The organism is uncultured Campylobacter sp. (genome assembly GCF_938030685.1).
Taxonomy (GTDB): Bacteria; Campylobacterota; Campylobacteria; order Campylobacterales; family Campylobacteraceae; genus Campylobacter_B.
Map to the genome: position 1 here is coordinate 1 of NZ_CALHHX010000034.1, position 24774 is coordinate 24774.

Below are 24774 nucleotides of genomic sequence, written 5' to 3' on the forward strand. Positions count from 1 at the left end.
CGCGTACCAGCTCCCTGCCCACGACGCCCGTAGCGCCCAGCACCAAGGCGGATTTACCCATTTTCGCTCCTTGAATTTCTTTAAATTTTATCGCGCTTTGCGGTCAAATTTAACTCCGGCGCTACGTTATTCTAAATTTTACGCGCATATCGTCTGCACAGCACGGCTCATCGTGCGATCTATAAATGCGTAAAATTCAAAGGCGCCTGCCTGCGCAGCTTGTCGCTACGAAGCTAATCAAGTCCTGCTCGCACGTAAAGAAGCAACTTAACAGCGCAAGCTATAAGTGAGCTTGCGCCTCACCCGATCCGCTATTTGGCGGCTGCTATATAATTAAATTTCGGTTCGCTAAGTTTAAATTCGAAGCTAGCCAAATCCACCTCTCCGATGCATGCATCGCTATCGTAAAGCGTGAGCAAAAATTCTGCCGTTTGTTCGCTGCTGTGGTATTGCGAAAACGCCGCATCGTAATCAAATCCGCGCTTTCCCGAAGCTACGTCGCAAAACTCGCTTTTAGTCGCGGCGGGAGCTAGAACTTTAGCCTGCATTTTGGCGTCTTTATCCTGCGCCAGCTCTCGATGCAAGCCCTCCGTAAAGGCGCTTACGAAAAACTTGCTCGCGCAGTAGGTGACGGCGTTTGACACCATGCTGTAGCCGCCCGCGGAGGAGATATTGATGAGCTGGGCGGGCTTATGCTTGTAATCGCGCACGAAGAGGTGGCTTAGCAGCGCAAGCGAAATGATGCTGAGCTCCAGCATCTGCGAAATTTTGGATAGATCGCGCTCGCCGACCGCGCCGTAATCTCCGAAGCCCGCGTTGTTTATGAGCGCCCCTTTAGCTCGTAGCTTTTTAGCTCGTCCCAAAGCGCTAGGACGTTCTCGCTGCGCGCAAGGTCGCAAATTTTAACGACGACGTCTGGTTTGGGCGAAATTTTAGCGATCTCGTCCTTTAAGCTTTGCAGAAGCTCCGCTCTGCGCGCGATTAGGATCAAATTTTCTCCGCGCCTTGCAAACGCCTTTGCCGCGGCCGCTCCGATACCTGAACTTGCGCCGGTGATGACGATATATTTTTTCATTTTCTATCCTTTTTTAGATTCTTTAGTTTGAAATTTTACCGAAGCCTGCCGCGTATTTACGCGCGCGCTCGTCTTAAATTTGCAAATTCACCCACGTTTTGCGAGGCGGTTATTCGTCGCTTATGGGCGTGCGCTTGGTATCTATTGCTTTGCCGTCTAGATAATACCGACCGCCGGCGACGTAGTGAAGCGTCTTTAGCTCGTCAGGAACCTTTTCAAACAGCCAGTGCCCGCCGTCAAAGACCCGCTCGTCCGCATACGCCGCAACGACCTCGCCGATGAAAAGATCATAACTCTGCTCGTTGTGAGGCTCGGGGATACGCTTGCAAACTAGCCACGCCGCGCAGCTCGCGATCAGCGGTACGCGGGAGTCATCTTTATAAAAAATTTCCACGTTTTTCATCTTGTCCGCGTTATCAAAGCGCGAGTTGTTTTCGGCGCCTAGCTCGCTAAGCGGCTCCGCCTGCGCGGCCGTGGGGATCTGCACGGCGAAATACCCGCTCTTTTCGATGAGCGTCCCCGCGCATGAGCCATTGTGCGGCACGATGGTAACTTTGTCGTAGTCAAGCGCCTGCACCTACGTTATCGCCATTGCATTGACGTCGCATCGTATTTGGCCGATACGAGTGTGGTCGCGCCCGGGTTTAGGATACGGTATGATTTTTGTAGACCTACTTTTATGACCTCAATTTTTGCTCCTTTGATTAAATTTTCATAGACGGCAGATACCGCGAATAATCGAATCGGCTCGGTATTAATTTGCTCTAAATTTACGTCTTAGCCTGCTGAGCCGGTCTAAGTCCTGGCGCGCTTGGATTAAATTCTTTCGCGGCGCGCGAAATTTAGCGGGCTTAAAATTTCACCTGCTATTTTCTGTGGATCTTATAGTCCTTGCCGCTTTTTGTTTTTAGCAGCGAAATTTTTCCGTCCTTCGAGACGTAGCAGCCCCCCTTAACTTTGCTTAAAATTTCGCTCTGCGGCAAGCTCGACCAAAAAATTTCAACCCTGCTTTTATCCGCGGAAAATATCCCGTAGATCGCAAGCGTAGCGTTATCCGGATCGTGCAGCCTCACGTCCGCGACGTCAAAAACCTGCACGCAGCCATTCTTGATCTTTGAAAAGCTTTGCCCTGCGGCGATCAAGCAGCCGTGCTCATCCGTGCCGCCGCCTACCATCGGCCCCTGCACGGCGGGCACTTTGCAGACGCCCTCGCTCGTGCCGCAGTCCGCAGCCGCGCTTTCGCTTCTCTTATCCGCTTCCTTGCCTAGCTTTGCATCGTGCGCCGCGCAGCCGCACAAAAGCGCCGCCGCAAAGGCCGCGATTAAAATTTTACCTCTCATCTTTACTCCTTTAAATAAATTTTATCTGCACTCAAAGCTACTCGCGCTATTTTCGTCGCCGCCTACGTAGGTAGCCACTTTTGGATACGCGCAAATCGGGATCTGCTTACCCGCGCGGCTCGTGCTTTTGCCTAGCAGGCTAGATGGAGCCGTTCCCTGCTCGCGCCACGCTTCAAGCGCGCTTAGCGGATCGACGTCATCGATGCCGTTACCGCCGCCACAGTGATTCATCCCAGGCAGTGCAAAAAATCGCGCAAATTCGTCCGCATTCGCGTTCATTTCCACTAGCTTTTTAAACCAATCGCGCTGATCCATCGCCGAAAATACGGGATCGGAAACGCCCGTTACAATGATGAGCTTACCGCCGTTAGCGCGGAAGCTATCTAGCTTGGTCGAAATCGCATCGTTTATCGCCGCGGTTTCGAATGTTCGCTCTACGTCCTTATCGAAATCAAATTTCATCAGATCAAACTCCGGTTGCGGCGGCGTCAAGAAATAATAATTCATCGAACCCTTTGAGAGCACGATATTTCTAGCATTTGGCTCTGCCGTTTGCGAGTCGCCAAGCTTCCACATGCGCCAGCCGGGCTGATTTACTCCGGCATCGTAAAACCAGCCGCTGTAAATTTGCTCGCCCTTGCTGTTTTTTGCGCCGTTAAATATCGCCTTTATCGCAGAAATTTTATCTTTGGGCAGTTTAAGTCCGCTAGGATCAAATTTACAACTTTCCCAAGCGCCGATGATTCCGTCTTTTAGCCCGTCTAGCGCATCGCATTTATCCAGCACCGCCTTGCTTAGCTTATCCAGATCCTCCTGCGTAAGGGCGTTTGCGAAAATTTTATCCCCCGCGGCGTTTTTAGGAGCGATCTTCATAAGCTGCTGGTTATCCCACTGCTCCGCGATCGCCGCGCGCGAAAGCCTAAAGCCTGGATTTGCCGCGATTACGCCGTCAAATTCCAGCGGATACCTCTGCGCCGCCATCAGAGCCGAGCGCCCGCCGTTTGAGCAGCCCATAAAGTAGCTGTGCGCGGGTTCTTTTTTATACGCCGCAAAAACCAGCTGCTTTGAGACGCTCGAGACCTTGCCGATAGCCTGATACGCGTAATCTAACCGCGCCTGTTGCTCGAGCCCAAACTCCGGCGTCGGCGTTGGATGACCAGAATCGGTCGTTACGACCGCGTAGCCCCTCATCAAAGCGGGCGTTGCGCTACTCGTGCGGATAGGCACGGCGCCAAGAGCCGGCGCGACGAAGCCGTCCAGACCGCCGCCGCCCTGAAATAGCAGTTTGCCGTTCCAGTCGCCTGGCAAGCGCAGCTCAAATTTTATGCCGTAATGCTTGCCGTCCGAACCCGTGCGCGAGGCTATCTCGCCGTGAATTATGCAGTGAGGCGCGGCTTTTAGCGCCTTTTTGGCTCCACCGGTTAGCGCAGACATCCTATCGGCGTTGATTTCGCCGCTTTGATTCCAGATCGCTTCACTGATCTTTGTATCGTAAATTTTCGTGCTCTTTAGCGCCACGCAAGCCCGCTCGTCAAAATCGCTCGCAAACGCGCCATGTAAGCCCAAAGCAGCCGTAAAGGTTGCAACTAAAATTTTATATTTCATTGCCGCTCCTTTTGAAATTTTATTAATCATAATTTTAACATAAAAATTTATCGTGAATATCAAGTGCATTTGGAAAGTTATGGAATTCCTAGCGGAGCCATGCGGGATTTCAAATTTTAATTAAAGGGACGAAGCACTTGAGCGATCCGCAGAATCTGGCTCGTCGGTTAAGCGGTTTCGTGGATCGCGACGAAATACTTTGATCGCCCAAAACCAAACCGCGTGCCCGAAAAATTCCGAAACAAACTCATACCACGGAAGCTGAAAAAGCGGCAGCGTGAACCCTAAAATCGGCAGCGTGATGCAATGCACGGCGATATTTACAACGATACCAATGCGGCGCCCTGAAATAGCGCAATTTTATGAAATTTCTCGGCAGCAAAGTGTGTTTAATTTTAAATTCTGCTATTGTTGCAGAGAATTAAATTTCTCGCGTGCCCTTAAAGCTTGCACGGTAAAAAATCAGCAGCGCGGCGGCTAACGCGGCAAAGCCGCAAAATAGCCCTTGGTAGCTTAAATATTCAAGCGCCTTGCCACCTACGGCAGTACCGATACCACCTCCGAAAAATATCGCCGTGCCTATGATCCCAGAGGATAGACCTTTGGCGGAGCCACAACGAAGTGCCGCGCTTGCTAGGACGGACTGCGCGCAAACATAGCCGAATCCCAGCAAAAACGTCCCTACATATGCGGTGGCAGCGAAGCAACTCGCCAAAAGGCACAGCGCCGAAGCGGACGCCAAAAAACCGAGGGTTAGAATTTCTTTTGGCGGCAATTTCTCTTTTAAATATCTAGCAGCGTTTCCTGCCAAAAAGCAAGCGACGCCGTAAAGCATAAGGCAAGCTCCGGCGAAATTTGAGCTCAAACCCAGCTTTTTAAGCAGATAAGCACCTATGAATGAATACGCCCCAAGCACGATTGCGCCGTTACATAAAGCCAAAAAATAACTTCTCAAAAGCGCAGCATCGCCGCGCAAGCTGGCTAGGGATTTTACAAAGCTTTCGCCTCCATTTTTCGGAGCGTCTTTGAAATTTAGCGTAAATAGTGATACGAAAGATACTGCAGACAGCGCAGAAAAGGCTAAAAATATCTCCCTCCAAGAAAATCTAGCCACTGCCCATCCGCCTAAAGCCGCACTCAGCCCCTGCCCTAAAAATACCGAACCCAGAAATATCGCTACGATTTTTTGTCTATCCTTATCGTCATATGCATCGCCTATAACGCCGAGGCAGACAGCGATTATACCCGCTGCCGCGCATCCCGTGCAAAAGCGAAATAAAACAAGCCACGCTAAACTTTTTGCAGTGGAACAAAGAAGCGTAAATATCGCCAAAAAGAGCATTAGCGAGATTAAAATTTTACCTCTGCCGTAGCGATCGCTAAGATGTCCGTAAACCGGCTGAAGTAAGCCATAGGGGATCAGATATGCCGTCAAAACTGCGGAGGCGGCGCTTACCTGCACCCCAAACGTATCTGCGATGCTAGGCAGCAGTAGCGATGCGATCCAGTTATCTGCGGCAGAGATTATCCCTGAGGCGATGATTAAGAGTAGTAGTCCTTGCTTGCAGCGCATTTTAAATTCCTAAATTTACGTAATTTTAGCCATTATAACTCTTTTGCGAGGAAATTTGGAATTTTAGTAAGCTCAGCGAATATGAGGCGGCGGGCATAGATCGCTAAGTTCGCAGCTAGAGGGCACAATGCGGCAGGTATAGCGCAACGCCGGCATACAATGCGATGCATCTACCTTGAGCAACGCGAGCAGTGAACGAATGACTGGTTGATATTTATAATCCTCTTTTTTCGCGCATAAAGCCCTATAAGAAATAACGCAAATTTAACAATGCCACGAAGCAGAGCTATAGCATAAGGCAAATAAGGAAAGCCCTAACTTGCAACGCGAACCCTACAATAAAATTCAAAAATTCTTTAAAATTCTACGCGGATTATGATGCCTAAAAATCAACTAAAATTTTAAGTGCGCATATCCCCGTAGCGCACGCTTTTTAGCCGCGCAATCCCGCCGTTTATCACAAGTCGCAATGAACCGTTTGTATATAACTTGTGTCGCTAGATTAAATTTAATTAGCGGCGGAGTCTTGGAATTTTAACGAATGAGGGGCTTCAACGAGCGATTGAAATTTTAGTCTCGAGAGATGATTTTGATTTCATTCGCGCAAGATCCGCCAAAGTCCGCGCCGAAGGGATCTTGGACCGTGAAATAATGATCTATCGCGCCGCATCCGTGCCCGATCTGCTCACCCCAGCCAAGCGCCCTACGCACGAAGCCCTTGGCATGGGCGACGGCTGCGGGCAAGCTAAGTCCCGTCGCCAGCGCGCACACGATTGCGCTTGAGAGCGTGCAGCCCGTGCCGTGGGTGTTACGCGTAACAATTTTAGGCGCCGAAAACTCGTAAAATTTGCCGTTTTCATACAAAATATCGACCGCGAAATTTCTCAAATCCCCGCCCTCGCCGCTCGGTTTAAAACCTATATCTAAAGGCGCTGCAGATAAATTTTGCCCAAAAGAAGACTCCGCACCCGTCGTTAAATTTCCGCCTCCGCTAGTAAAATTTTTACCCGCGAAATTTGCGCTCTTCGTCGAGCTCGCAGAATTTTCGCATGCGCCATTTTCGCCCGTCTCGCGCTGCGAAGCATTAAAATTTCGCGCCGCATTCATTTTATCTGCGTCCGCTTCCGCCGCAATGCAAGTCGCGCTCGCAGCCGCAAGATCGCCGCCTTTAATCAAAATCGCGCCGCCGAAAAACTGCGAAATTTTAACTGCAGCAGCGCGCATACCTGCTAAACTTAAAATTTTCATCTCCGCCAAGACCTCAGCCTCGCGCACGTTGGGCGTGATAATCTCCGCGGCAGGGGCGAGCTTGTATTTTAGCGCATGCAGCGCGCTTTGTTTCATCAAAACTCCACCGCTAGTAGCAACCATCACGGGATCTAAAACGACATTTTTCGCGCCGTGCTTGCTCAGACTCTTTGCGATAGCCTCGGCAACCCCCTCATTGGAGATCATTCCGATTTTAACGGCGTCCGGAAAGATGTCGCTAAAAATCGCATCGAGCTGCGCCTCCACAAAATCTGGCGGAACATCCAGTACGCCGAATACGCCGCGCGAATTTTGCGCCGTAAGCGCCGTAATAGCGCTCATAGCAAACATCTTATGCGCGCTGATCGTCTTGATATCGGCTTGGATGCCCGCGCCGCCGCCGCTGTCCGAACCCGCGATAGTAAGAATTTTTCTCATAAAAAGCCTTTAAAATTTTAGCGCGATTATATCGAAATTCCGCTATAATTCCGTCCGATATATTATTTTACAGGTTAAATTTAAGTTTTATTTATATAGTTTTTATTATAATTTATAATTTATTCGTAATAACTATTACAAATACAAAATTTTAATCCAAATAGAGGAATTTACATGAAAAGAGTCGCCAGTTTGATTTTCGCAGCGTTTTTGGTTTCGGGCTGCTCCTATTTTGAAAAAAAGGAAGATAAAGGCGCGAAGCAAGGCGGCGAGGCTCCCGCGCTGCCGGTAGGCGTATTTACCGCCAAATCCGCCGACGTGCCGATAATTTTAAAATTTAACGGACAGACCGTAAGCGAGCTTGAGATAATGCTAAAGCCGCAGGTTTCGGGCACCATCGAAAAGCAGCTTTTCGAGCCTGGTCGTAGCGTCAAAAAGGGCGACGTGCTCTACGAAATCGACCGCTCGCGCTACCAAGCGGCGTTTGACAGCGCAAACGCTAATCTGCAAAACGCCTCGGCGGACTACAAAAGAGCCAAGGCGCTAAAAGCCAGCAATACGATCTCTCAAAAGGATTTCGACACCGCAAAGGCCGCGTTTATGGTGGCTGAAGCAAATTTTAAAAGCGCAAAGATCGATCTTGACCACTCGCTCGTGACCGCACCTTTTGACGGCATGGCGGGCGATACGCAAAAGGACGTAGGCGCATACGTAAACGTTGGCGAGGATCTGGTTAGGCTTTCTAAATTTGATCCGATCGACGTAGAATTCGGCATCGCGGACGTCGATAGACTGGAGCTTGATGCAAATTTAAAAAACGGGCAGTGGAAGCAGCTGGGTCGTCAGGTAAGCATAAATCTCGGCGGCAAGGACTACAACGGCACGCTAAGCTTCATCGATAGTGTCATCAATACAAACACTGCGTCCGTCAGCGCCAAGGCTCAAATTCCAAATCCAAACTTAGAAATTCGCCCTGGAATTTTTACCAAAGTAAGCGTCGAGGGCTTTTATCAGAAAAACGGTTTTAAAATTCCGCAAGTTGCGCTCAAGCAAGATCTTAGCAACACCATAGTCTATGTCGTGCAAGACGGAAAGGTCGCTAAAAAGGTGGTCAAAATCGCGGCGCAAGATACCCGCACGGCGACGATCTCAAGCGGGCTGCAGGACGGCGATCAGATCATTTTAGATAATTTTAAAAAGATCAACGTGGGCTCCAAGGTCACTCCCGTACCCGCGAGCACCAATCCTTACGTAGCGGGACAGCCTGAAGCATCTCAGAGCAATGCGGAAAGCGGGAAATAATGTTTTCTAAATTTTTCATCAACCGCCCCGTTTTTGCCTGCGTCGTTTCGATCATCATCGTAATCGCGGGCGTTTTGGCTCTTAAAAATTCCTCCGTCGAGGAGTATCCGCAACTCACGCCGCCGCAAATCGTCGTTAGCGCTACGTATAGCGGCGCGGACGCGCAGACGATTGCCGACGTCGTCGCAGCCCCTCTTGAAAACGCAATCAACGGCGTTGAAAATATGATCTATATGGAAAGCTCAGCAAGCTCCTCCGGTGATGTTCGTATCAACGTATATTTTCAAATCGGCACAAATCCAGCAGATGCGAAAGTCAATGTAAACAACCGCGTCACGCCAGCTCTTACGCTACTTCCCGATGAAGTGCGCCGCTACGGCGTAACCGTCACCGAGCGTAGCAGTACGATGCTCGAAGTGCTTGCGTTTTACGATCCTAGCGAACAGATGGATGTTGTAGAGATGCAAAACTACGTAGCTATCAACGTCGTAGATGAGCTAAAGCGCGTGCCGGGCGTCGGCGAAGCTCAAGCGCTGGGTACGAAAGACTATGCTATGAGGATCTGGGTTAAGCCTGAGCTACTTAAGAAATTTAACGTTACGACTGCCGAGATAATCGCCGCAATAAGCGAGCAAAACAGCCAATACGCCGCGGGTAAGATGGGCGAGCAGCCGATGAACTTAGGCAATCCCTACGTCTATGCGATCAAGCCTGAGGGTCGTTTAAAAACCGTCGAAGAGTTTGAAAATATCATCATACGCGCGCAAAAAGATGGGAATTTCTTGCGCGTAAAAGATGTCGCCGAGGTCAAACTTGGCGGCGCAAGCTACAATATCTCGGCGAAATTTAACGGTAAAGAGATGGTGCCTGTGCTTATCTTTATGCAAAGTGGCGCCAACGCCCTAGCCGTAGTTGAAGCGGTAAATAAGCGCATAGACGAGCTTAAACCAAATTTCCCAGGCGAGCTGACCTACGACGTCGCCTACGATACGACGAGCTTCGTAAAAGTCTCGATCGAAGAGGTCATTCATACTTTCATTGAAGCGCTAATCCTCGTCATCATCGTTATGTATATGTTCTTAGGCAATCTTAGAGCGACGATCATTCCGACGCTTGCTGCGCCTGTATCGATCTGCGGAGCGTTTATCGGAATTTACGCCTTCGGATTTTCTATAAATTTAATTACCCTTTTTGCGCTTATTTTAGCTATCGGCATCGTCGTGGACGACGCGATCATAGTAATCGAAAACGTGGAGAGAATTTTGCACGAAGAGCCGGATCTTAGCGTCAAAGAAGCCACTACAAAGGCGATGGGCGAGATCATAGCGCCCGTCATCTCCATCGTGCTCGTGCTTTCGGCGGTTTTTGTGCCGGTTGCGTTTATGGAGGGCTTTACCGGGGTTATGCAGAGGCAATTTGCATTAACGCTCGTAGCCTCGGTATGTTTTTCAGGCTTCGTAGCCCTTACACTAACGCCCGCACTTTGCGCTCTAATTTTGCAAAAAAAGGAATCTGAGCCTTTTTTCTTTATAAGATGGTTTAATAATCTTTTTAGCATCTCAACTAAAATTTACGCCGCAGGTGTCGGCATGGTTTTGCGCCACGTACTAATCAGCCTTGTTTTTGTGGGCATCATCATCTATGCGATGGTGAAGCTTCTTGTGCTCACTCCTAGCGGCCTGGTGCCTAACGAGGACAAAGGCTCGATTATGGCGATGACTACGCTTCCGTCGGCATCTACTCTACCTAGGACGGAAGCCGATCAGGATTTCATCGCAAGTATCGCTAAAAAGTATCCAAACGTAAAAGATATAACCCAAATCACGGGATACGATATGCTAGCCGGAGCGCTTAGAGAAAATGCGGGAGCTTTTTTTATGAAGCTAAAAGACTGGAAGGAGCGCCCCGGCGATGAAAATTCCAACTTCGCCATAGCTGCCGCGCTAAACGGGCAGCTCTACGGCGCGGATCGCAACTCGATGACTTACGTCGTTACGCCGCCTCCTATTATGGGGCTTTCGCTTACGGGCGGATTTGAGCTCTACGCGCAAAGCACGACGGGCAAGAGCTACGATGAAATTCGCGCAGATATGGATCGCGTAACTGCCAAAGCCAATCAACACCCCGCTTTAAAGCTCGTTCGAACGACGCTGGATACCGATTTCCCGCAGTATAAGCTCTATCTCGATAAAGAGAAGATAAAGATGCTAGGCGTTAAAATAGCCGACATTTTTACCGTGCTAAATTCTACCATCGGGCAGTATTACATCAACGACTTTAACCTTATGGGTCGTACGTTTAAGGTCTATATCCGCGCTACACAAAACTACAGAGACGATCCTAACGATCTAAAATCGCTCTACGTCCGCAGCGCTAGTGGCGATCTGATACCGTTAAATTCCTTAGTGAGGCTTGAGCGCTCTTTGGGCCCGGATTCCGTTAATAGATTTAACGCCTTCCCAGCAGCGCAGATTATGGGCGAGCCAAATACGGGTTATACCTCGGGTCAGGCGATTGCAGCGATCCAAGAGGTTATAAAAGAGGAGCTTCCTAGCGGATATTCTATCGGCTGGGCGGGCTCCGCGTATCAAGAGGTCAGCGAGACCGGCAAAGGCTCGCAGGCGTTTGTATTTGGAATGATCTTCGTGTTTTTGATCCTGGCGGCTCAATACGAAAGGTGGCTCATGCCGCTTGCCGTACTTACCGCCGTGCCGTTTTCGGTATTCGGCGCGCTCGTGTTTACATATTTCCGCGGGCTGAATAACGACATATATTTTCAGATCGGTTTGCTGCTTCTAATCGGTCTGGCGGCGAAAAACGCGATTTTGATCGTAGAATTTGCGATGAACGAGCACCTAAACAACCACCGCCCTATCGCCGAGGCCGCCGTAGAGGCCGCCAAGATGAGGTTTCGCCCTATCGTGATGACGAGCCTTGCGTTCGGCCTCGGCGTGCTTCCGATGGTTATCGCTACCGGTGCAGGCGCTGCTAGCCGCCATGCGCTAGGAACCGGCGTCGTAGGCGGAATGCTCGCGGCATCTACAATCGCGATCTTTTTCGTGCCGCTGTTTTTCTACCTGCTCGAAAGCTTCAACGCTTGGCTTGATAGACGCGGCAAAAAAGTCCAAACTAACGAGGTGAACGATGAAAATAAATAACGCTCTTTTAAGCGCCTTGACGCTTGGAATTTTACTTTGCGGCTGCAATTTCAAGCCCGTTACGCCGCAGAAACAGACCGGCTTTAAGGCGGATTACGCAAGCACTAACGTTAGCACGCAGTGGTGGAAAAGCTTTAACGATCCGCAGCTAAACGCCCTGATCCAAAGCGCGCTGGAGCAAAATTCCGACCTGCAAACCGCGCTGAATAACGTCGAGTATGCGCGCGTAAATTTGGGACTAAACAAGCTTGAGTACCTGCCGAACGTAAATTTAAGCGGCAGCGCGGTGCGCCAAAATAATTTCGGCAACCAGCCCGATCGCAACTCTCACGGCGCGTATCAGATCGGCGCCGTGCTAAGCTACGAGATCGATCTTTGGGGGCGCGTGCGCAACAGCGTAGATTCGGCGCGATCGAAATTTAATGCGACGAAATACGACTACGAAACCGCCAAAAATACGATCACTAGCACGGTTGCGACGACCTATTTTACGCTACTAGCGTTAAAGCAGCAGGAGAAAATTTTAAAAGACAGCCTAAAAAGCTATCAAGATACGCAAAACTACCGCAAAAAGCAGCTCGATGCGGGCGCGGTTAGCGAGATCGTATTTTATCAGGCCAAAGCTGCGGTCCAAAGCGCCGAGGCAAGCCTCATAAGCGTGCAAAATCAGCTCTCCGCAGCGCAGACCTCGCTAAATATCCTAACGGGCAAGAGCTACGATGAAATTTTACGCGGCGCGCCGCAGACCGCTGCGAAAATGCCTAGCGCTCCGCAGATCCCAAGCGGAATCCCAAGCGACGTGATCCTGCACCGTCCGGATGTCGCAAGCTCGCTCGAAAATCTGCGCGCAAGCAACTTTTTAGTGGGCGTCGCCAAGGCGGGCTACTTCCCTACTTTCTCGCTTACGGGCTCGGCGGGATATGCAAGCGGCGAGTTTGACAGGCTGTTTACCGCAAGTGCGAGCACATGGAGCATCGGCGGCTCGCTCGTAGGGCCGCTACTTGATTTTGGCCGCCAAAAAAGGCGCGTAGAGCTTGCAAATTTAGAGCAAAATGCAAGCTTCATCGCATACGACAAAGCGCTTAAAACCGCTTTCGGCGACGTTCGCGACGCGCTGATAGGAGTGCAAAACGCCAAATTAAGACAGGCAAGCCTCGCCGATCTCGTCGCTTCGCAGAGCAAAATTTACTCAAACGCCTCGAGCAGGTATCAGGCGGGCTACAGCGACCATCTGGAGTTTTTGGATTCGCAGCGAAACCTACTTAGCGCGCAGCTAAACAAAGTGCAGACCGATCTTGACGTGCTAAGCGCGACGGTAAACGCCTACAAGGCGCTCGGCGGCGGCTTTAGCATAGAAGATAGCGAGATCAAGGCGCTTATCGGCGCGGAGCAGGATGTACGGCCCGATATGTCCGCCTTCCCGAAGGATAGAATTTTTAATTAGCTTTATAAATTTACGGGCGGCGCAAAATTTTAAAATACCCGTAAATTTAAAGCGCCGCCGAAATTTTACGGCGCAAGCGGACTATATGAAAGTAAAATTTGCTTGCGCTTTTTAAATTTAGCCCTGCGGCGGGCGATGGATCCAAATTTTAAAAATAGTCTAAATTTCAGATAGCCGCAGCAAGGTAAGATCACCGCTCGGCTAGGAAGCCCAAAACAGCCTGGCTTAGCGGCGCAGTAGAATTTCAAGCAGCACGGCAAAATTCTAATCGCTGCAGACAAATTCCAAGCAGCGCGATAGAATTCCGAGCGCGGTGTCGCGCGGGCTGCCGTAAAGATTTTGCATATTGTTCCCATGCAGAATTTTCAAATTTGAAGGCGAGCGGTTGCGCGCCGAAACGGAATTTGGCAAAATTTTAGATTTTCGCTATAATCGCGACTTTTAATTTAGATGGGTGTCCGAGCGGTTGAAGGAGCACGCCTGGAACGCGTGTAAAGTGCAAGCTTTCGAGGGTTCGAATCCCTTCCCATCTGCCACTATCTTAAAATTTCATCCGTGCAAAACTTCAAAATTTCACTTCCCACTCGGCGTAAATTCTATAAATTTAAAGCCAAATTCCACCCTTGCCGCAAATCCTACGATCAAAGACAAAATTTCCTCCGCCGAAATCAAACCCAAAGCCGCCTAAATTCTATCTCTGCGCCCGCTATTTACCGATATTGCGCTAAAATTACTTTTAAATTTTACTTTAAAGGAGAGAAAATGAGTAAAGAAAAAAGTTACGCCTGTGCGCACGCAAAATCCCAAAACGTAACCGACGCACCCGGCAACAACACCGTATTTATGATCTGGCGCTTTGGTGCGGGCAAGACCGCCTGCAAAAAGGCTTTCGAGAGGCTTTGCGGTTTGGTGATAAATTTAAACAAAACCGCCGTTACGAGATTCGGCGCGGCTAGCGAAACGAGTTGCGTGCTGGGCGTGGGCTTTGAGGCGTGGAAAATGCTCGGCTTGCCGAAGCCTTTGCCGAAGGAGCTAAAAAATTTCGAAGAGATTAGGGGCGATAAACACATCGCGCCCGCTACCGGAGGCGATATCCATATCCACATCAGAGCGGCGAATCAAGCCGTTTGCTACGATATGGCAAGCGAGATCAGAGCCGTGCTAAAGGACGTTGCGACCTGCGAGGAGGAGATCTGTGGCTTTAAATACTACGACGGACGCGCTATCATCGGCTTTGTGGACGGTACCGAAAACCCACAGGGCGCAGATCGCGACTTTTTCGCCAAGGTAGGCGACGAAGATGCGGCGTACAAGGGTGGCAGTTATCTTTTTACGCAAAAATACATCCACGATATGAGCGCGTGGAACGCCGCGGGCGTCGCCGAGCAGGAGCGCGTCATCGGGCGCAGCAAACAAAACGACATCGAAATGAGCGAGGAGATAAAGCCCAGCAACTCGCACTCCGCCGCAGCCAACGTCGGCGACGACAAAAAGGTCGTGCGCGGCAATATGCCGTTTATGCAAGGCGGCGAGACGGGAACCTACTTCATCGCCTACGCAAGCACCTTTAGCACGCTAGAGCTGATGCTTGAGAGTATGTTTATCGGCCGTCCGCGGGGCAACTATGACCGGCTGCTAGATTTTAGCACGGCAAAGACGGGCGCGCTCTTTTTCGCTCCGACTTTCGATATGCTCGAGGCTTACGATGCGGGCTAAATTTAAATCACTTTAAATTTAAAGGCACGCGATGTTTTGTGATCTAAGCCCGTATCAAAGCAGGCGCTGCAAAGAGATCATAGAAAATAGAGCCGAAAACAGCGAAAATATCAGCGGCTTACTGGAGTTTATAAACTCTAAATTTAAGGTTCGTCCTATCAGCGCGTTTTACGGCGCGGGCAGGGACTCGGCGTGGCTTAAGATCGTGCTTCGCTTCGATAAAGACGCCGCAAAAATCACCGATAAAAAGTGCATCGAGCGCTACCTCGCCAGCACGCCGCTTTTCGAGAAACTAAACGGGCTAAGGAATTTTTATATCTCGGTCGAGTCCTTCGAGTCGCAGATCCGCACCGATCTGATCCAAGGCGCGGTAGAGGAGCTGCTGCGAAACCGAAACGAGCTTTTAGCGCCGCTTAAAATTTGGTATATCGCAGCGGTGTCCGACGCGCCCGTAGTTTTTTATTTCACGAGACAAGACGCGGCACGCCGCGAAGGGGGCGGAAAGATAGAGCGGCTGATAAGAAATTTTATAGAGAAAGCACAGGACGCCAAATATCTGAGCCACATGGAATTTAAGCTGTTTTTTGACAGCAAGGAGTCCGTGGATCTTGAGTACGGCGGAAATTTGTTCTATTATTTTAAATAAAATTTTGCAAAGGAGCGAAAATGGATGCGAAGCTTTACAGAAGGTAACGCAGATCTCGCGGGGGCTTGAGGAGGGCGGCGTGTAGAGCCTAAAAGAGGCGATAGAGGGCGAAGGCGACGAGGTTAGCAAGACGCAAACTCGCGTGATCTTAGGCGAATACTACGTGATGAAGGGCGAGCCCGCGCAGGCTAAGGAATATCTAGGGCCCGTGGCGCAAGGCGCCTAGCGACTGCTGGATCAATACGACGATCTGCTGGACAATGAAATTTGCAGAGCCGATATGCTTTTGGATATGATCGAGCGCTTCGGCTTTTTGGCGGAATAAAACGGCTCGCGATATGCGGCGAAAGAGATAAAATTTTAAGATCGGAGCGAAATGCCGAAATATTCATTTGAAACCATAGAGCAAATGCTGCTAAAATGCGTAGCCGAGGGCGGTGAGCCCGAGCTTAGCTTTTGCCTGCGCGGCGTGGAGTATATGATCATCGCCTATGCGGATCGCTGCTCGTTTCAAAGATGTGCGGACAAAGTAGGCGCAAATGCGAGCGGCGAGCGGCATTTCGCTACGCTGCAGGAACTCTACGGCGCGCCGCAGATAGATGGACTCTCGCTAAAAGAGCTCTGGAGCGAAGCGGATGATTTTTACTGCTTTGATTTCGAGCTGTGAGTCTCGAAATTTTATGCGGCGGTGCGGTAAACACATGCGGTACCGATGCGCGACACAGATGAAAGCACGGACAAATTTAAACGAAATCAAATTTTAAAAGGGCGCAAACGAGCTCTGCTTGGGATTGCATCGCTAAGGCGTGCGACGCGAACGGCAAATTTAATGCGGGATTTGAAGGTCATGAGATAGCGATGGGTGCGCCGAGTCTGGGCAGGCTACAGCTTTGTACGAGCGCGGAGCGTTTGCAGGAGGGCAATTTAAATTTTCGCAGCGAGCTCGATATCAGCGCAAACGCATAGGCACCGCTGTATGATTTAAAATTTTAAGCTAAAAAGTGATAACGCGAATGAAAGCGCGCTGTTTGACGATGAAATCAAAAGCTAAATTTAACAGCGCAAAATGCCCGAGCTGCTAGCGACGAATTTTGAAACGGGAGTAAATTTAATGCAAAATTTAAAAGACGAATCGCAGAAGTCGCAGCAGCCTAAACAAAACGGCGCCGAGCGCCAAAATCCGCCGAAATTTGATAATAAACCCCTCGTCATCAAAGACTACAACATAATAGTATTCTTTATTTATAACCTATTCTTCGCTCCCTTGGCGGTACCGGTGTTTCTGTATATAGGCGATATTTTCCCATACTATACGCCGTTTGTTTCCGTAGCATTCGCCGTCGTATCCTATCTCAACAGTGCCCATACGCGCTTTGTTCATTTGACGAATAGGAGTATCAACTACGTCAATAAAGCAAAATCACGAAATCTATAAAATTTGATGAAATATCGCTCATAAAGCTCACCGCCACGCCGCTATTCGGACATATCGTACCCGCTAGAAATTCCGCAGGCATTGCGCTTTCGTTCATCGTAATAGCCGTCGCGTTTGCCGGATTTTTACAGAGCTTTAGAGGATTTATAATTTTTATTATGAGCCTGACGGCATTGGTTTTGCCGTTTTTCACCTCTAAACTGATTTTTTCAAAGATCACGGAGGGGAAATTTAGCTTTCGTGCGATCGATACTTTGATCATCTATGACGGCAAGGGCGAATTTATCAGTTTTATGATGAGCGCGGCGGATTTTGAAAGGGTTTGCCGCTACATGCCAAAAGAGCGGCAGATCAGCCCGTCAAAATTTCAAAAGCAGTTTGTGATATTTCAATGAAAGAGCCTATTAAGCGATATCGGCGTTAAAATTTAAAAAGCCGTTTCGGCTCCTTAAATTAGTTGCAAGTTAAATTTGTGCGTAAATTTTATAATTTCGCATACGTTAAAATTTTACGGCGTGCACGCTAAATCATACGATGCGCACGCTAAAAATTTTACAGCGCGGTACGAAATTTTAAGGAGCATGGCGTGAAATTTGAAATTTCGCAAAATGCCCTAAATTTTAAAAAATTTCACGAAATTTTGCGGAGCCGTGAAATTTTAAAAGCTCCGCAAATTTAGCTTATGCTACCACCGAATGCCCGCTTCCAGCCAAAACTGCCTGCCCGCCTCATAGACCAGATCGAGCGAGGTATCGCTGCTAAGCCTTGCTTTGTTGCGCTTATTTAGGACGTTGTAGATGTCTAAATTCGTAAAAAATTCCACCTCGCCCGCCATCTTTTTGGCGTATCCGATGCGCGCATCCCAGCTGTAGCTTTTGCCGAGATTTACCTTTTCGTATTTGTCATATCTGGCAGGATACTTGCCCGCAGGCGTCCTGCCCGTGCGAGCGATCGCTTCTTGCGAGCCTTTAAACGATAGAAAGTTATTTACGCTGATGCCGTAGCTTGGGATTTTCGTGATGATATTTAGGCTCGCAGTCCAAGGCCTAGCATAGTCCTGCGCCGGAAGCTCCGATAGCCTCATCAGCCTGCCGTCATATTCGACGATCTTTTCATCTTCGAGCGTTTCTCTATCAAGCGATATGTCATAAAGGGTGTTGTTCGTTTTCATCTTGATGTGTTCAAAGCCTAGCTCAAAGCCATTTAGCGTACCGAAGGCCTCATAATCATCGATCGTTTTAACGCCGAAGGTTAAAATTTTATTTTCGCTTCTGCCGTCATTAGTAAAGGTTTGATAGTTGTTTTGGTAGTTCGGATTCGGCGCTAGACCTAGATCTCTTCGCGTAGATTTGATGATCTGATCCCTGCCCTTGCGGCTTACATATTTGCCGAAAAACTCAAAATTCCCAAGCTTTTGCTTTGCCCCAAATACCAGCTCATCCTCATAAGGCACCCTTAGCTCGTTAAATTTAGTTAGAGACGGGTCTTTTGGCAGTTGCGTCCAATTTTGCGTATAAGCATTGCGTGGGCGCGTGTAGGTAGTGGCGAGCCCCTCTCGCCCCTCTCTTAATTTGTAGGTAAAGAGATTGCGTCCGTAGTAGCGGTTTGCACCGAAGCTAAGAATCGAATCGCCGTCGCCGAAAATATCGTAGTAGCTGTTAAATCTCGGTGCCGCAGTCGTTTGCTTCATATAATTATCCCTATTTAGTCTTACGCCCGGTCGCAAGGTAAGATCACCGATTTTTATCTCATCCTCCAGATAAACCGCCAAGCTCTTCATATCTACCTTAGTATTGCCCTTGTAATAGCTTTTTCGCGTAAAAAACTGGCCGCTTCTGCCGAGTCTCGCAAAAGAATCGTCTATAGAGCAGAGCTCGTCATTCGGATCGCAAGCATGTACGCCCGCAGGTAGCGGTGCTATTCCGCTGGCGGTCATAAACTCTTTTCTTACGTTAAATTTAGCCTCTTGCTTTTTAAACTCAAAGCCCGTGATAAATCTATGCTTACTGCCGCCGAGATCAAATTCATTAAACTCCAAATCCGCGTTGTACGAAAAGCTCTTTTGAGTCTGATCGAGATCCCCAAAGCCGCCCTCTATCGCCGAAGCAGATAAAATTTTACTGCCCCAATTCTTTACGTTTGAGTATTGCCAAGCCCTGTAATATTCATTCTCCGCATCACGCGAACTCTCCAGTTTGCTGTAGGATAAAATTTGATTAAACCTAGCGAAATCGCCATCGTAGTCGGTTTTAAGCGCTAAATTTAAACCGCCCGATTTCATATCGGCGTAGGAGTCCTTGATATGGTCGTTAAACATTTTGTTTCGCTCGGGCGCGTAGGTTACGCTAGGCGTTATAGTTAGGCGGTCGCTTGCATACCAAAGCGCTTTTAGGAAGTAGTTGTCAATATTTCGCCTCTGAACTCGCTCGGTGATGGTCGTATCGGCGTTGTATCTTCTGTCGTAGGCCTTGAGCGGAATTTTACTTCTAGTGTTGGTATAACCGAACATCAAGCCCAGATCCTCGGTAACGGTGCCCTCTAAATTTAATCTCGTGATCCACTTATCGAATCTCGGCTGATTTAGAGGCGTAGCGGAGTTTTCAAAGTTTTGCTCATCGCCGTAGATATGGTATCTAGTCCAGCTATCCTCGGTGTGCTGCATCGAAAATTTGCCGTGAAATCCCGCACGCGGATCTCGCGTCTTAGCCTCCACTACGCCGCCGGTAAATCCGCCGTATTTGGCGGAGACGCCACTATCGTGCACCTCGACGCTCCGTAAAAAATCGCTATCGATCGCCATACCTTGCGAGACGGAATTCATCGTATCAAACGCCGAAAAGCGCGTAGGATTGCCGCCCGGATTTCTAGCGGGATCGAGATCGTTATTCATATTCGCGCCGTCAAGCATAAAGTTATTTTGCCAATACTTCGCGCCGTTGATGCTTATGTTTGCGGGGCTGATCTCGCCCAGCGTCGTGCTCTGGCGATTTGTGGAGCTGAATTGCACGTTTGGATTGGTGCGCAAAAGCTGCACGAAGTCGCCGTTGCCGCTAGGCATCGACTCGATCATCGTCCTGCTTATTTTTTGCGTACCGCCATAGCTATCGCCGACGCTCGTCAGGCTAGAGTCAATGTTGCCGACAACTACTATTTCGGGAAATTTATAACTATTTGTCGTAGCAGCCGAGCTTCGTGCCTCCGAGCCTTCTTTGGTAACAACGCTTCTGGTTGCGTTATTTTCAGACGAATCCTGCGCGACGCTTAGGCCGCAAAGACACGCCGCGACTATTAAGGAGCGTGCAAGCCCCCCCCCGCAGCGATTTTGAGTGGATTTCTCGCCTTTTACGGAAGCGGAATAATTGCGGCCTGCGCCGCTTTCACATGGCTTACAGGCCCAAAAATCGACAATCATTTTTTCTCCTTTTTTGAAAATAAAAATTAAGACCTTGAAAATTTAGCCAATAATATTTTAAATTTCAATAAAAGTGATAACAATTATATAACTTATGCAAACAATAGAAAAAATGTAACAAAATAGCGATATATCGGTAAAGCAATTTCATTTTGTAATAAAATTTATCTAAAATCTATGCATGACGCAGATGGGTTTAATTGAGCTTTATTCTTGAGTTCATTTTTAAACTGCTAAATTTACGGAGATAAAATTTGCCGTGCAAGCGCCGTTAAATTTAAACGCGCTTAGTAAATTTCTCCGAGTAAAATTTAAAGACGCCCAGCCCGCTAAAATTTCGGCGCATTTATCCTCACGGTTTCATCGGTGTCAAAAATATAGGTCTGCGCCGCCTCCGCAATATCTTTCGGCGAAATGGAATTTACGATCGTTTCAAAGGTCTTAAAATCGGCGATCTCCTCATTCCAAAGCGCGTATTTTACGAGCGCGTCGTTCCAAAACTCGGGGCTTTCGCGAGCGGTACGAGCCGTGATGATCTGAGATTTTTTAAAATTTTCAAGATGTCGCGCTACGTCCGATCCGCCGCCTGCGATCTCTGCAAAAATTTCTCTGATTGCGGATAAAATTTGATCCGTATTTTGCGGCGCGCAGGAAAACGAAATATGAAGGCTCGAGTGCTCGTACGGAATGCGGCTTAGGCTCGAAGCGACCGAAAAGCCGTAAGTGCGCCCCTCATCCTCTCTGATGCGCTCTCTAAGGGCTTCCTGAAGCACCGAAGCTAGAGCTGAAATTTTAATTGCATTTTCAAGCGAGTGCGGGGCGGATCTGTTTATCGCGGTAAGCGCGACGTCGCTTCTAGGGGAGTTTTGATAGTTGCGCATAAAAACGTGCCGTCCGCTTAAGCTGCGAATTCCGTCGTCTTTAAAATCCTCGCGCTCATTGCGAGCAGGCAAGCTCGCCAGATATTTTTTTATGAGGACTTCGGCGTCTTTCAACTCAAAATCGCCGCTAAGCACGAAAGTGTAGGATGCGGCATTGCTAAATTTATCATAGACGATCTTTTTTAGCTCCTCCGCGTTAAGCGCTTTGATCTGCGCGGCGCTTAGAGGGCGCATTCGCGCATTGCCGCCGTAAAAAAACTCGCTAAATTCCCTGCTAAATTTATACCCGGGCAGCTTCTCGTTTCGCGCAAGCTCGTCGAGCGATTTTATCTTTAAATTTCGCAGCGCCTTCTCGTCCGTGCGCGGAGAGCTAAGCTCTAAGTTTATCGCTTCCAGCAGCCATTTGAGGTCCTGCGAGCCGCAGTTTCCGTAAAATCCGTGCGAAAATGCGGAGATATTTTTGCGATAATTCACCTGCCGCCCGCTTAAAATTTGCGAAATTTCATAATTGTTAAACTCGCCCGCACCGCTTTCGTTTGCAAGCATCGCGGCAAAACTACCAAGTCCCGGATGCGCCAGATTGGACATTCCGCCTCTGCTTACCGCGGCGAACGAGATGAAATCCTTGCGCGTCTTAAGCGGCTTTAAGATCACAGTCGCGTTATTTTCAAGCAAGTAAGTATAAAATTTAAATCGCGGCTCAAAGCTTTTGCTTAAAATTTTGCCCTCAGGCAGGTTTTTAGAAACCAAGCTATCGGGCACCTTTTTATGCGCGGCATGCGTATTTATCGCCTTAGCGCCGCTTTGCAGCTTCTTAAATTTAGCCTCGTCCAGATTATATCCGGAGCCGCTAAAGACGCTTGCATGCACCTCGCCCAGATCCGTAAGGCGCCTAAATTCTAAATTTAGCTCATCTAGGCTGATCTCGCGCAGCAGCTTTATGTCCAAATCACGCTGTTTTGCGGCGCTAGGCAGGACGTCTCCTGATTTTACGGCATGAAGAATCTCTCTTGCAAAAAACGCGGAATTTGCGCTTTTTTTGCGCTCAAAGGCGCTGTGCCGCGAGCTGATTAAAGCATCCTTTGCAAGGGCGAAATCGCGCTCATCAAAGCCGCTATCTCGCAAGCCTTTGATTAGCCCGAGCACCTGCGAGATCGCACCGTCAAAATCTCCGCCCAAAACGGCGACGTCGAAGTTATAGATCGTTTTTTGAAACTGCAAATTCGATCTGGAAAAATTAACGCGCAGCAGCGCGCCTTCGCTAGCCTTCGCTCGCTCATAAATCGTAGAAATAAGGCTTGAGATAAGCTCGCTTTTTAAAATTTTTCTCTCATTCGCCTCACTATTTGGTGGCGCAAATTCCTCCCAAAACGAAATTTTGACGGAATTTAGCGATGTTTCATTCGTGTCGTAATTGTAAATTTTCAAACCCTGCCTAGACGGAATGCCCATATCCGGGCGGGCGTAGGAGTTTGTATTTTTAAGAGGCGAAAAATTTTGCTCTAGCAGTTTTAAAATTTTATCCCTTTTAAAATCGCCCACGGCTATAAATTTCATAGACCTGGGCTGGTAAATTTTTTGATAAAGCTCCTTGATTCGCTGCGCGCTTACGGATTTTATGACCGCCATATCGCCGATCGGCGCGCGATCAAAATACGCGCTGCCGCCGTAAAGCTCCTCATCCATCCGCTCGTAAAGCCTCGCGATCGGCGTATCGCGGCTGCGCGCCTCCTCGATTATGACGCCTCTTTCTTTTACGAGCTCGAGCGGATTAAACTCCACTCCGTCCGCAATCGAAGCAAAAATTTTAAAAACGTCCTTTAAATTTTCTTCGCTAACGGCGATGTTAAGCGTGTAGATCGTGCTGTCGTAGCCCGTCTGCGCATTTACGTCGGCGCCGAATTTCACGCCCAGGCTCTGCAGTTTTTTGATAAGCTCGTTTTTGCTAAAATCGCGGCTCCCGTTAAAGGACATATGCTCTATGAAATGCGCAAGCCCGCGCTCATTAGGGCTCTCATCGATCGAGCCCGCATCCACGATGAGATAAAAAACGGCGGAATTTTTAGGCACAGAATTTTCTAAAATATAGTATTTAAGCCCGTTTGGCAGCGATCCTCGCAGGACGGCTTCGTCCCACTCAAGCGCAAAAGCCCCCGCACAAAGCAGTAAAAATAATAAAATTTTTCGCATTTAAGCCCTTTAATTATTTCTAGTAAAATTCGCTCGCAGCCTTTCGGCAGACTCTTCTCTTTCGGCTTATCAATCTGCTCGCCTGCGCCATTCTGCGCTATTTTTTAGATTTGCTCGCCCCGATTGCTAGCCTGCGATATCTCTTAGATCCGCCTACTTTTAACCCGCCTGTTCGCTACGCTAGTCCCCCGTCTGCTTCGCGAGCGTATCGGTCCTAGGCTCACACCGCGCGACTTCTCTCATTTATTTTATCGCTCAGAGGTGCGCAGGCGCATTTGATCTTTATCTGCGCGGCGGCACGACAGTACGGCGGCGCGCCCGCGCAAGATAAATTTTAAAATTTACTTGGACTCTGGCTAAATTTAAAAGCACGAGTCGGTAAATTTTAAAATTTATGTCTGGCATAGCAGCTGCTAAACTTTGAAATTTTATAGCTAAATTTCGCAATTATCTTTCACAGTCGCTTTTATGGCGAAACAGACGAACATTTAAATTTTACATCACCATATTCTTGCTGCGCGCTGTTTTAGCACGGATTGATCAAACAAGCCATTGACGCACAATCTTGGCTTCTTCGCCGTATGACGTTTTGGTGCTCCGCTTATAAACGCGCCGCCCTAAACTGCCGTTTGCTACAGGATAAAATTTTAGCCTAAAGAGCATTAAATGAAAATTAGTATAAATAAAATGTGAAATTTTTGAAATTAAAATGAAATTTGGCTTAGATTAAAATGGCCGGGAGATAGGGATTCGAACCCCAGGAGGCTTTCACCTCAACGGTTTTCAAGACCGCCGCTTTCGACCGCTCAGCCATCTCCCGATTGAGGGCGGGTAAATCCCGCCGAAAGTTCGCGCAGGTTGGGGCCTGCGCGTGAAATTTATTCGGTTTTTTCTCCGACCCACTCAGCGCCATTGTGAACCTTTTCTTTGGTCCATTGAGCCGCATTGTGTGAGTCCTCTTTTACGCCGTGCCAGGTATTAGAGCACCCGCTAAAAACCATCAATGCCAAAAGAGCCGCTAGTATGTATCTCATAATAACTCCTTTTTAGGATCTGGAGGCGACACCCGGATTCGAACCGGGGATCAAAGCTTTGCAGGCTCATGCCTTACCACTTGGCTATGTCGCCACGCCGGCTTATTAGGTGGTGCCCGGAGCCGGACTTGAACCGGCACGGAAAAAATTCCGAGGGATTTTAAGTCCCTTGCGTCTACCGATTCCGCCATCCGGGCACGTTTAATACAAAAACAGAATGTAAAATGGAGCGGGAAACGAGAGTCGAACTCGCGACATCAACCATGGCAAGGTTGCG

General features: G+C 48.8%; 22 protein-coding genes and 4 tRNA genes. 10 read left to right on the plus strand and 16 right to left on the minus strand.

Going from position 1 to position 24774, the window contains the following annotated elements:
- Positions 1 to 311: 311 nt before the first annotated feature.
- The 8 genes from Q0369_RS01490 to thiD form a co-directional block, all read right to left on the minus strand.
- Positions 312 to 863 carry an SDR family oxidoreductase gene (locus Q0369_RS01490; protein WP_298095013.1) on the minus strand — a complete coding sequence of 184 codons (552 nt, stop codon included), beginning with the start codon at positions 861 to 863 and terminating at the stop codon, positions 312 to 314.
- Positions 821 to 1075 (minus strand): SDR family NAD(P)-dependent oxidoreductase, encoded by a 255-nt coding sequence (locus Q0369_RS01495; RefSeq protein ID WP_298095016.1) that lies wholly within the window; start codon positions 1073 to 1075, stop codon positions 821 to 823. Before Q0369_RS01495 ends, Q0369_RS01490 begins: the two co-directional genes overlap by 43 nt.
- Before the next feature lie 109 nt (positions 1076 to 1184).
- The gene (locus Q0369_RS01500) at positions 1185 to 1652 is read right to left on the minus strand and encodes a flavin reductase (protein ID WP_298095020.1); all 468 of its coding nucleotides are present in this window, start codon (positions 1650 to 1652) and stop codon (positions 1185 to 1187) included.
- Positions 1653 to 1941: 289 nt separating this feature from the next.
- Entirely contained in the window at positions 1942 to 2415 is a 474-nt protein-coding gene (locus tag Q0369_RS01505) for a hypothetical protein (RefSeq protein WP_298095023.1), read from the minus strand.
- Between the two features lie 21 nt (positions 2416 to 2436).
- The gene (locus Q0369_RS01510; protein ID WP_298095026.1) at positions 2437 to 4020 is read right to left on the minus strand and encodes a tannase/feruloyl esterase family alpha/beta hydrolase; all 1584 of its coding nucleotides are present in this window, start codon (positions 4018 to 4020) and stop codon (positions 2437 to 2439) included.
- A gap of 120 nt (positions 4021 to 4140) precedes the next feature.
- Positions 4141 to 4332 (minus strand): DUF1440 domain-containing protein, encoded by a 192-nt coding sequence (locus Q0369_RS01515; protein ID WP_298095028.1) that lies wholly within the window; start codon positions 4330 to 4332, stop codon positions 4141 to 4143.
- Positions 4333 to 4441: 109 nt separating this feature from the next.
- Complete coding sequence (locus Q0369_RS01520; RefSeq protein WP_298095031.1) at positions 4442 to 5593, minus strand: MFS transporter; 1152 nt, start codon at positions 5591 to 5593, stop codon at positions 4442 to 4444.
- Positions 5594 to 6163: 570 nt separating this feature from the next.
- On the minus strand, positions 6164 to 7279 hold the full coding sequence (gene thiD / locus Q0369_RS01525) for a bifunctional hydroxymethylpyrimidine kinase/phosphomethylpyrimidine kinase (protein ID WP_298095033.1): 1116 nt from the start codon (positions 7277 to 7279) through the stop codon (positions 6164 to 6166).
- A 174-nt stretch (positions 7280 to 7453) separates the two neighbouring features.
- Between thiD and Q0369_RS01530 the strand changes: the two genes are divergently transcribed.
- From Q0369_RS01530 to Q0369_RS01570, 9 genes are all read left to right on the plus strand, one after another.
- Entirely contained in the window at positions 7454 to 8581 is a 1128-nt protein-coding gene (locus tag Q0369_RS01530; protein ID WP_298095036.1) for an efflux RND transporter periplasmic adaptor subunit, read from the plus strand.
- Positions 8581 to 11739 carry an efflux RND transporter permease subunit gene (locus tag Q0369_RS01535; protein WP_298095039.1) on the plus strand — a complete coding sequence of 1053 codons (3159 nt, stop codon included), beginning with the start codon at positions 8581 to 8583 and terminating at the stop codon, positions 11737 to 11739. Before Q0369_RS01530 ends, Q0369_RS01535 begins: the two co-directional genes overlap by 1 nt.
- A complete protein-coding gene (locus Q0369_RS01540) occupies positions 11726 to 13183 on the plus strand; it encodes an efflux transporter outer membrane subunit (protein ID WP_298095042.1) in 1458 nt (485 codons plus the stop codon). The genes Q0369_RS01535 and Q0369_RS01540 overlap by 14 nt, the downstream gene beginning before the upstream one ends.
- 448 nt (positions 13184 to 13631) lie before the next feature.
- Positions 13632 to 13719: transfer RNA gene (locus tag Q0369_RS01545), tRNA-Ser, on the plus strand.
- Positions 13680 to 13871 (plus strand): hypothetical protein, encoded by a 192-nt coding sequence (locus Q0369_RS01550; RefSeq protein WP_298095045.1) that lies wholly within the window; start codon positions 13680 to 13682, stop codon positions 13869 to 13871. The genes Q0369_RS01545 and Q0369_RS01550 overlap by 40 nt, the downstream gene beginning before the upstream one ends.
- A 74-nt stretch (positions 13872 to 13945) precedes the next feature.
- Positions 13946 to 14899 carry a Dyp-type peroxidase gene (locus Q0369_RS01555; RefSeq protein ID WP_298095047.1) on the plus strand — a complete coding sequence of 318 codons (954 nt, stop codon included), beginning with the start codon at positions 13946 to 13948 and terminating at the stop codon, positions 14897 to 14899.
- Between the two features lie 31 nt (positions 14900 to 14930).
- Entirely contained in the window at positions 14931 to 15545 is a 615-nt protein-coding gene (locus Q0369_RS01560) for a hypothetical protein (RefSeq protein ID WP_298095050.1), read from the plus strand.
- Positions 15546 to 15921: 376 nt separating this feature from the next.
- A complete protein-coding gene (locus tag Q0369_RS01565; RefSeq protein ID WP_298095053.1) occupies positions 15922 to 16212 on the plus strand; it encodes a hypothetical protein in 291 nt (96 codons plus the stop codon).
- A gap of 399 nt (positions 16213 to 16611) precedes the next feature.
- Positions 16612 to 16980 (plus strand): hypothetical protein, encoded by a 369-nt coding sequence (locus Q0369_RS01570; protein ID WP_298095056.1) that lies wholly within the window; start codon positions 16612 to 16614, stop codon positions 16978 to 16980.
- On the opposite strand, the gene Q0369_RS01575 is transcribed toward Q0369_RS01570, so the two are convergent.
- Entirely contained in the window at positions 16952 to 17077 is a 126-nt protein-coding gene (locus Q0369_RS01575) for a hypothetical protein (protein ID WP_298095059.1), read from the minus strand. The genes Q0369_RS01570 and Q0369_RS01575 overlap by 29 nt on opposite strands.
- A gap of 61 nt (positions 17078 to 17138) precedes the next feature.
- Here Q0369_RS01575 and Q0369_RS01580 point away from each other — a divergent pair, with 61 nt between their 5' ends.
- Positions 17139 to 17375: a hypothetical protein gene (locus Q0369_RS01580; protein WP_298095062.1), complete on the plus strand. Its 237-nt coding sequence runs from the start codon at positions 17139 to 17141 to the stop codon at positions 17373 to 17375.
- 290 nt (positions 17376 to 17665) lie between these two features.
- Here the strand turns inward: Q0369_RS01580 and Q0369_RS01585 are convergent, their stop codons facing one another.
- From Q0369_RS01585 to Q0369_RS01615, 7 genes are all read right to left on the minus strand, one after another.
- Positions 17666 to 20392, minus strand: a complete 2727-nt coding sequence (locus tag Q0369_RS01585; RefSeq protein ID WP_298095065.1) for a TonB-dependent siderophore receptor — start codon at positions 20390 to 20392, stop codon at positions 17666 to 17668.
- A 329-nt stretch (positions 20393 to 20721) separates the two neighbouring features.
- Complete coding sequence (locus Q0369_RS01590; RefSeq protein WP_298095068.1) at positions 20722 to 23463, minus strand: pitrilysin family protein; 2742 nt, start codon at positions 23461 to 23463, stop codon at positions 20722 to 20724.
- 282 nt (positions 23464 to 23745) lie between these two features.
- Positions 23746 to 23868, minus strand: coding sequence for a hypothetical protein (locus tag Q0369_RS01595; protein ID WP_298095071.1), 123 nt, complete (start codon positions 23866 to 23868; stop codon positions 23746 to 23748).
- A 327-nt stretch (positions 23869 to 24195) separates the two neighbouring features.
- Positions 24196 to 24283, minus strand: a tRNA-Ser gene (locus tag Q0369_RS01600).
- Positions 24284 to 24341: 58 nt separating this feature from the next.
- Positions 24342 to 24497: a hypothetical protein gene (locus tag Q0369_RS01605; RefSeq protein WP_177387338.1), complete on the minus strand. Its 156-nt coding sequence runs from the start codon at positions 24495 to 24497 to the stop codon at positions 24342 to 24344.
- 20 nt (positions 24498 to 24517) lie between these two features.
- Positions 24518 to 24591, minus strand: a tRNA-Cys gene (locus Q0369_RS01610).
- A 16-nt stretch (positions 24592 to 24607) separates the two neighbouring features.
- Positions 24608 to 24694, minus strand: a tRNA-Leu gene (locus Q0369_RS01615).
- Positions 24695 to 24774: the final 80 nt, after the last annotated feature.

Excerpts from the sequence above, each read along its gene's own strand:
- Q0369_RS01590 (WP_298095068.1), bottom strand. The coding sequence starts at position 23,463 with ATGCGAAAAATTTTATTATTTTTACTGCTTTGTGCGGGGGCTTTTGCG.
- Q0369_RS01510 (WP_298095026.1), bottom strand. The coding sequence starts at position 4,020 with ATGAAATATAAAATTTTAGTTGCAACCTTTACGGCTGCTTTGGGCTTA.
- Q0369_RS01535 (WP_298095039.1), top strand. The coding sequence starts at position 8,581 with ATGTTTTCTAAATTTTTCATCAACCGCCCCGTTTTTGCCTGCGTCGTT.
- Q0369_RS01565 (WP_298095053.1), top strand. The coding sequence starts at position 15,922 with ATGCCGAAATATTCATTTGAAACCATAGAGCAAATGCTGCTAAAATGC.
- Q0369_RS01560 (WP_298095050.1), top strand. The coding sequence starts at position 14,931 with ATGTTTTGTGATCTAAGCCCGTATCAAAGCAGGCGCTGCAAAGAGATC.
- Q0369_RS01595 (WP_298095071.1), bottom strand. The coding sequence starts at position 23,868 with ATGCCAGACATAAATTTTAAAATTTACCGACTCGTGCTTTTAAATTTA.
- Q0369_RS01520 (WP_298095031.1), bottom strand. The coding sequence starts at position 5,593 with ATGCGCTGCAAGCAAGGACTACTACTCTTAATCATCGCCTCAGGGATA.
- Q0369_RS01575 (WP_298095059.1), bottom strand. The coding sequence starts at position 17,077 with ATGAACGAAAGCGCAATGCCTGCGGAATTTCTAGCGGGTACGATATGT.
- Q0369_RS01540 (WP_298095042.1), top strand. The coding sequence starts at position 11,726 with ATGAAAATAAATAACGCTCTTTTAAGCGCCTTGACGCTTGGAATTTTA.
- Q0369_RS01585 (WP_298095065.1), bottom strand. The coding sequence starts at position 20,392 with ATGATTGTCGATTTTTGGGCCTGTAAGCCATGTGAAAGCGGCGCAGGC.
- Q0369_RS01570 (WP_298095056.1), top strand. The coding sequence starts at position 16,612 with ATGCCCGAGCTGCTAGCGACGAATTTTGAAACGGGAGTAAATTTAATG.
- Q0369_RS01530 (WP_298095036.1), top strand. The coding sequence starts at position 7,454 with ATGAAAAGAGTCGCCAGTTTGATTTTCGCAGCGTTTTTGGTTTCGGGC.
- thiD (WP_298095033.1), bottom strand. The coding sequence starts at position 7,279 with ATGAGAAAAATTCTTACTATCGCGGGTTCGGACAGCGGCGGCGGCGCG.
- Q0369_RS01495 (WP_298095016.1), bottom strand. The coding sequence starts at position 1,075 with ATGAAAAAATATATCGTCATCACCGGCGCAAGTTCAGGTATCGGAGCG.
- Q0369_RS01555 (WP_298095047.1), top strand. The coding sequence starts at position 13,946 with ATGAGTAAAGAAAAAAGTTACGCCTGTGCGCACGCAAAATCCCAAAAC.
- Q0369_RS01580 (WP_298095062.1), top strand. The coding sequence starts at position 17,139 with ATGAGCCTGACGGCATTGGTTTTGCCGTTTTTCACCTCTAAACTGATT.
- Q0369_RS01605 (WP_177387338.1), bottom strand. The coding sequence starts at position 24,497 with ATGAGATACATACTAGCGGCTCTTTTGGCATTGATGGTTTTTAGCGGG.
- Q0369_RS01505 (WP_298095023.1), bottom strand. The coding sequence starts at position 2,415 with ATGAGAGGTAAAATTTTAATCGCGGCCTTTGCGGCGGCGCTTTTGTGC.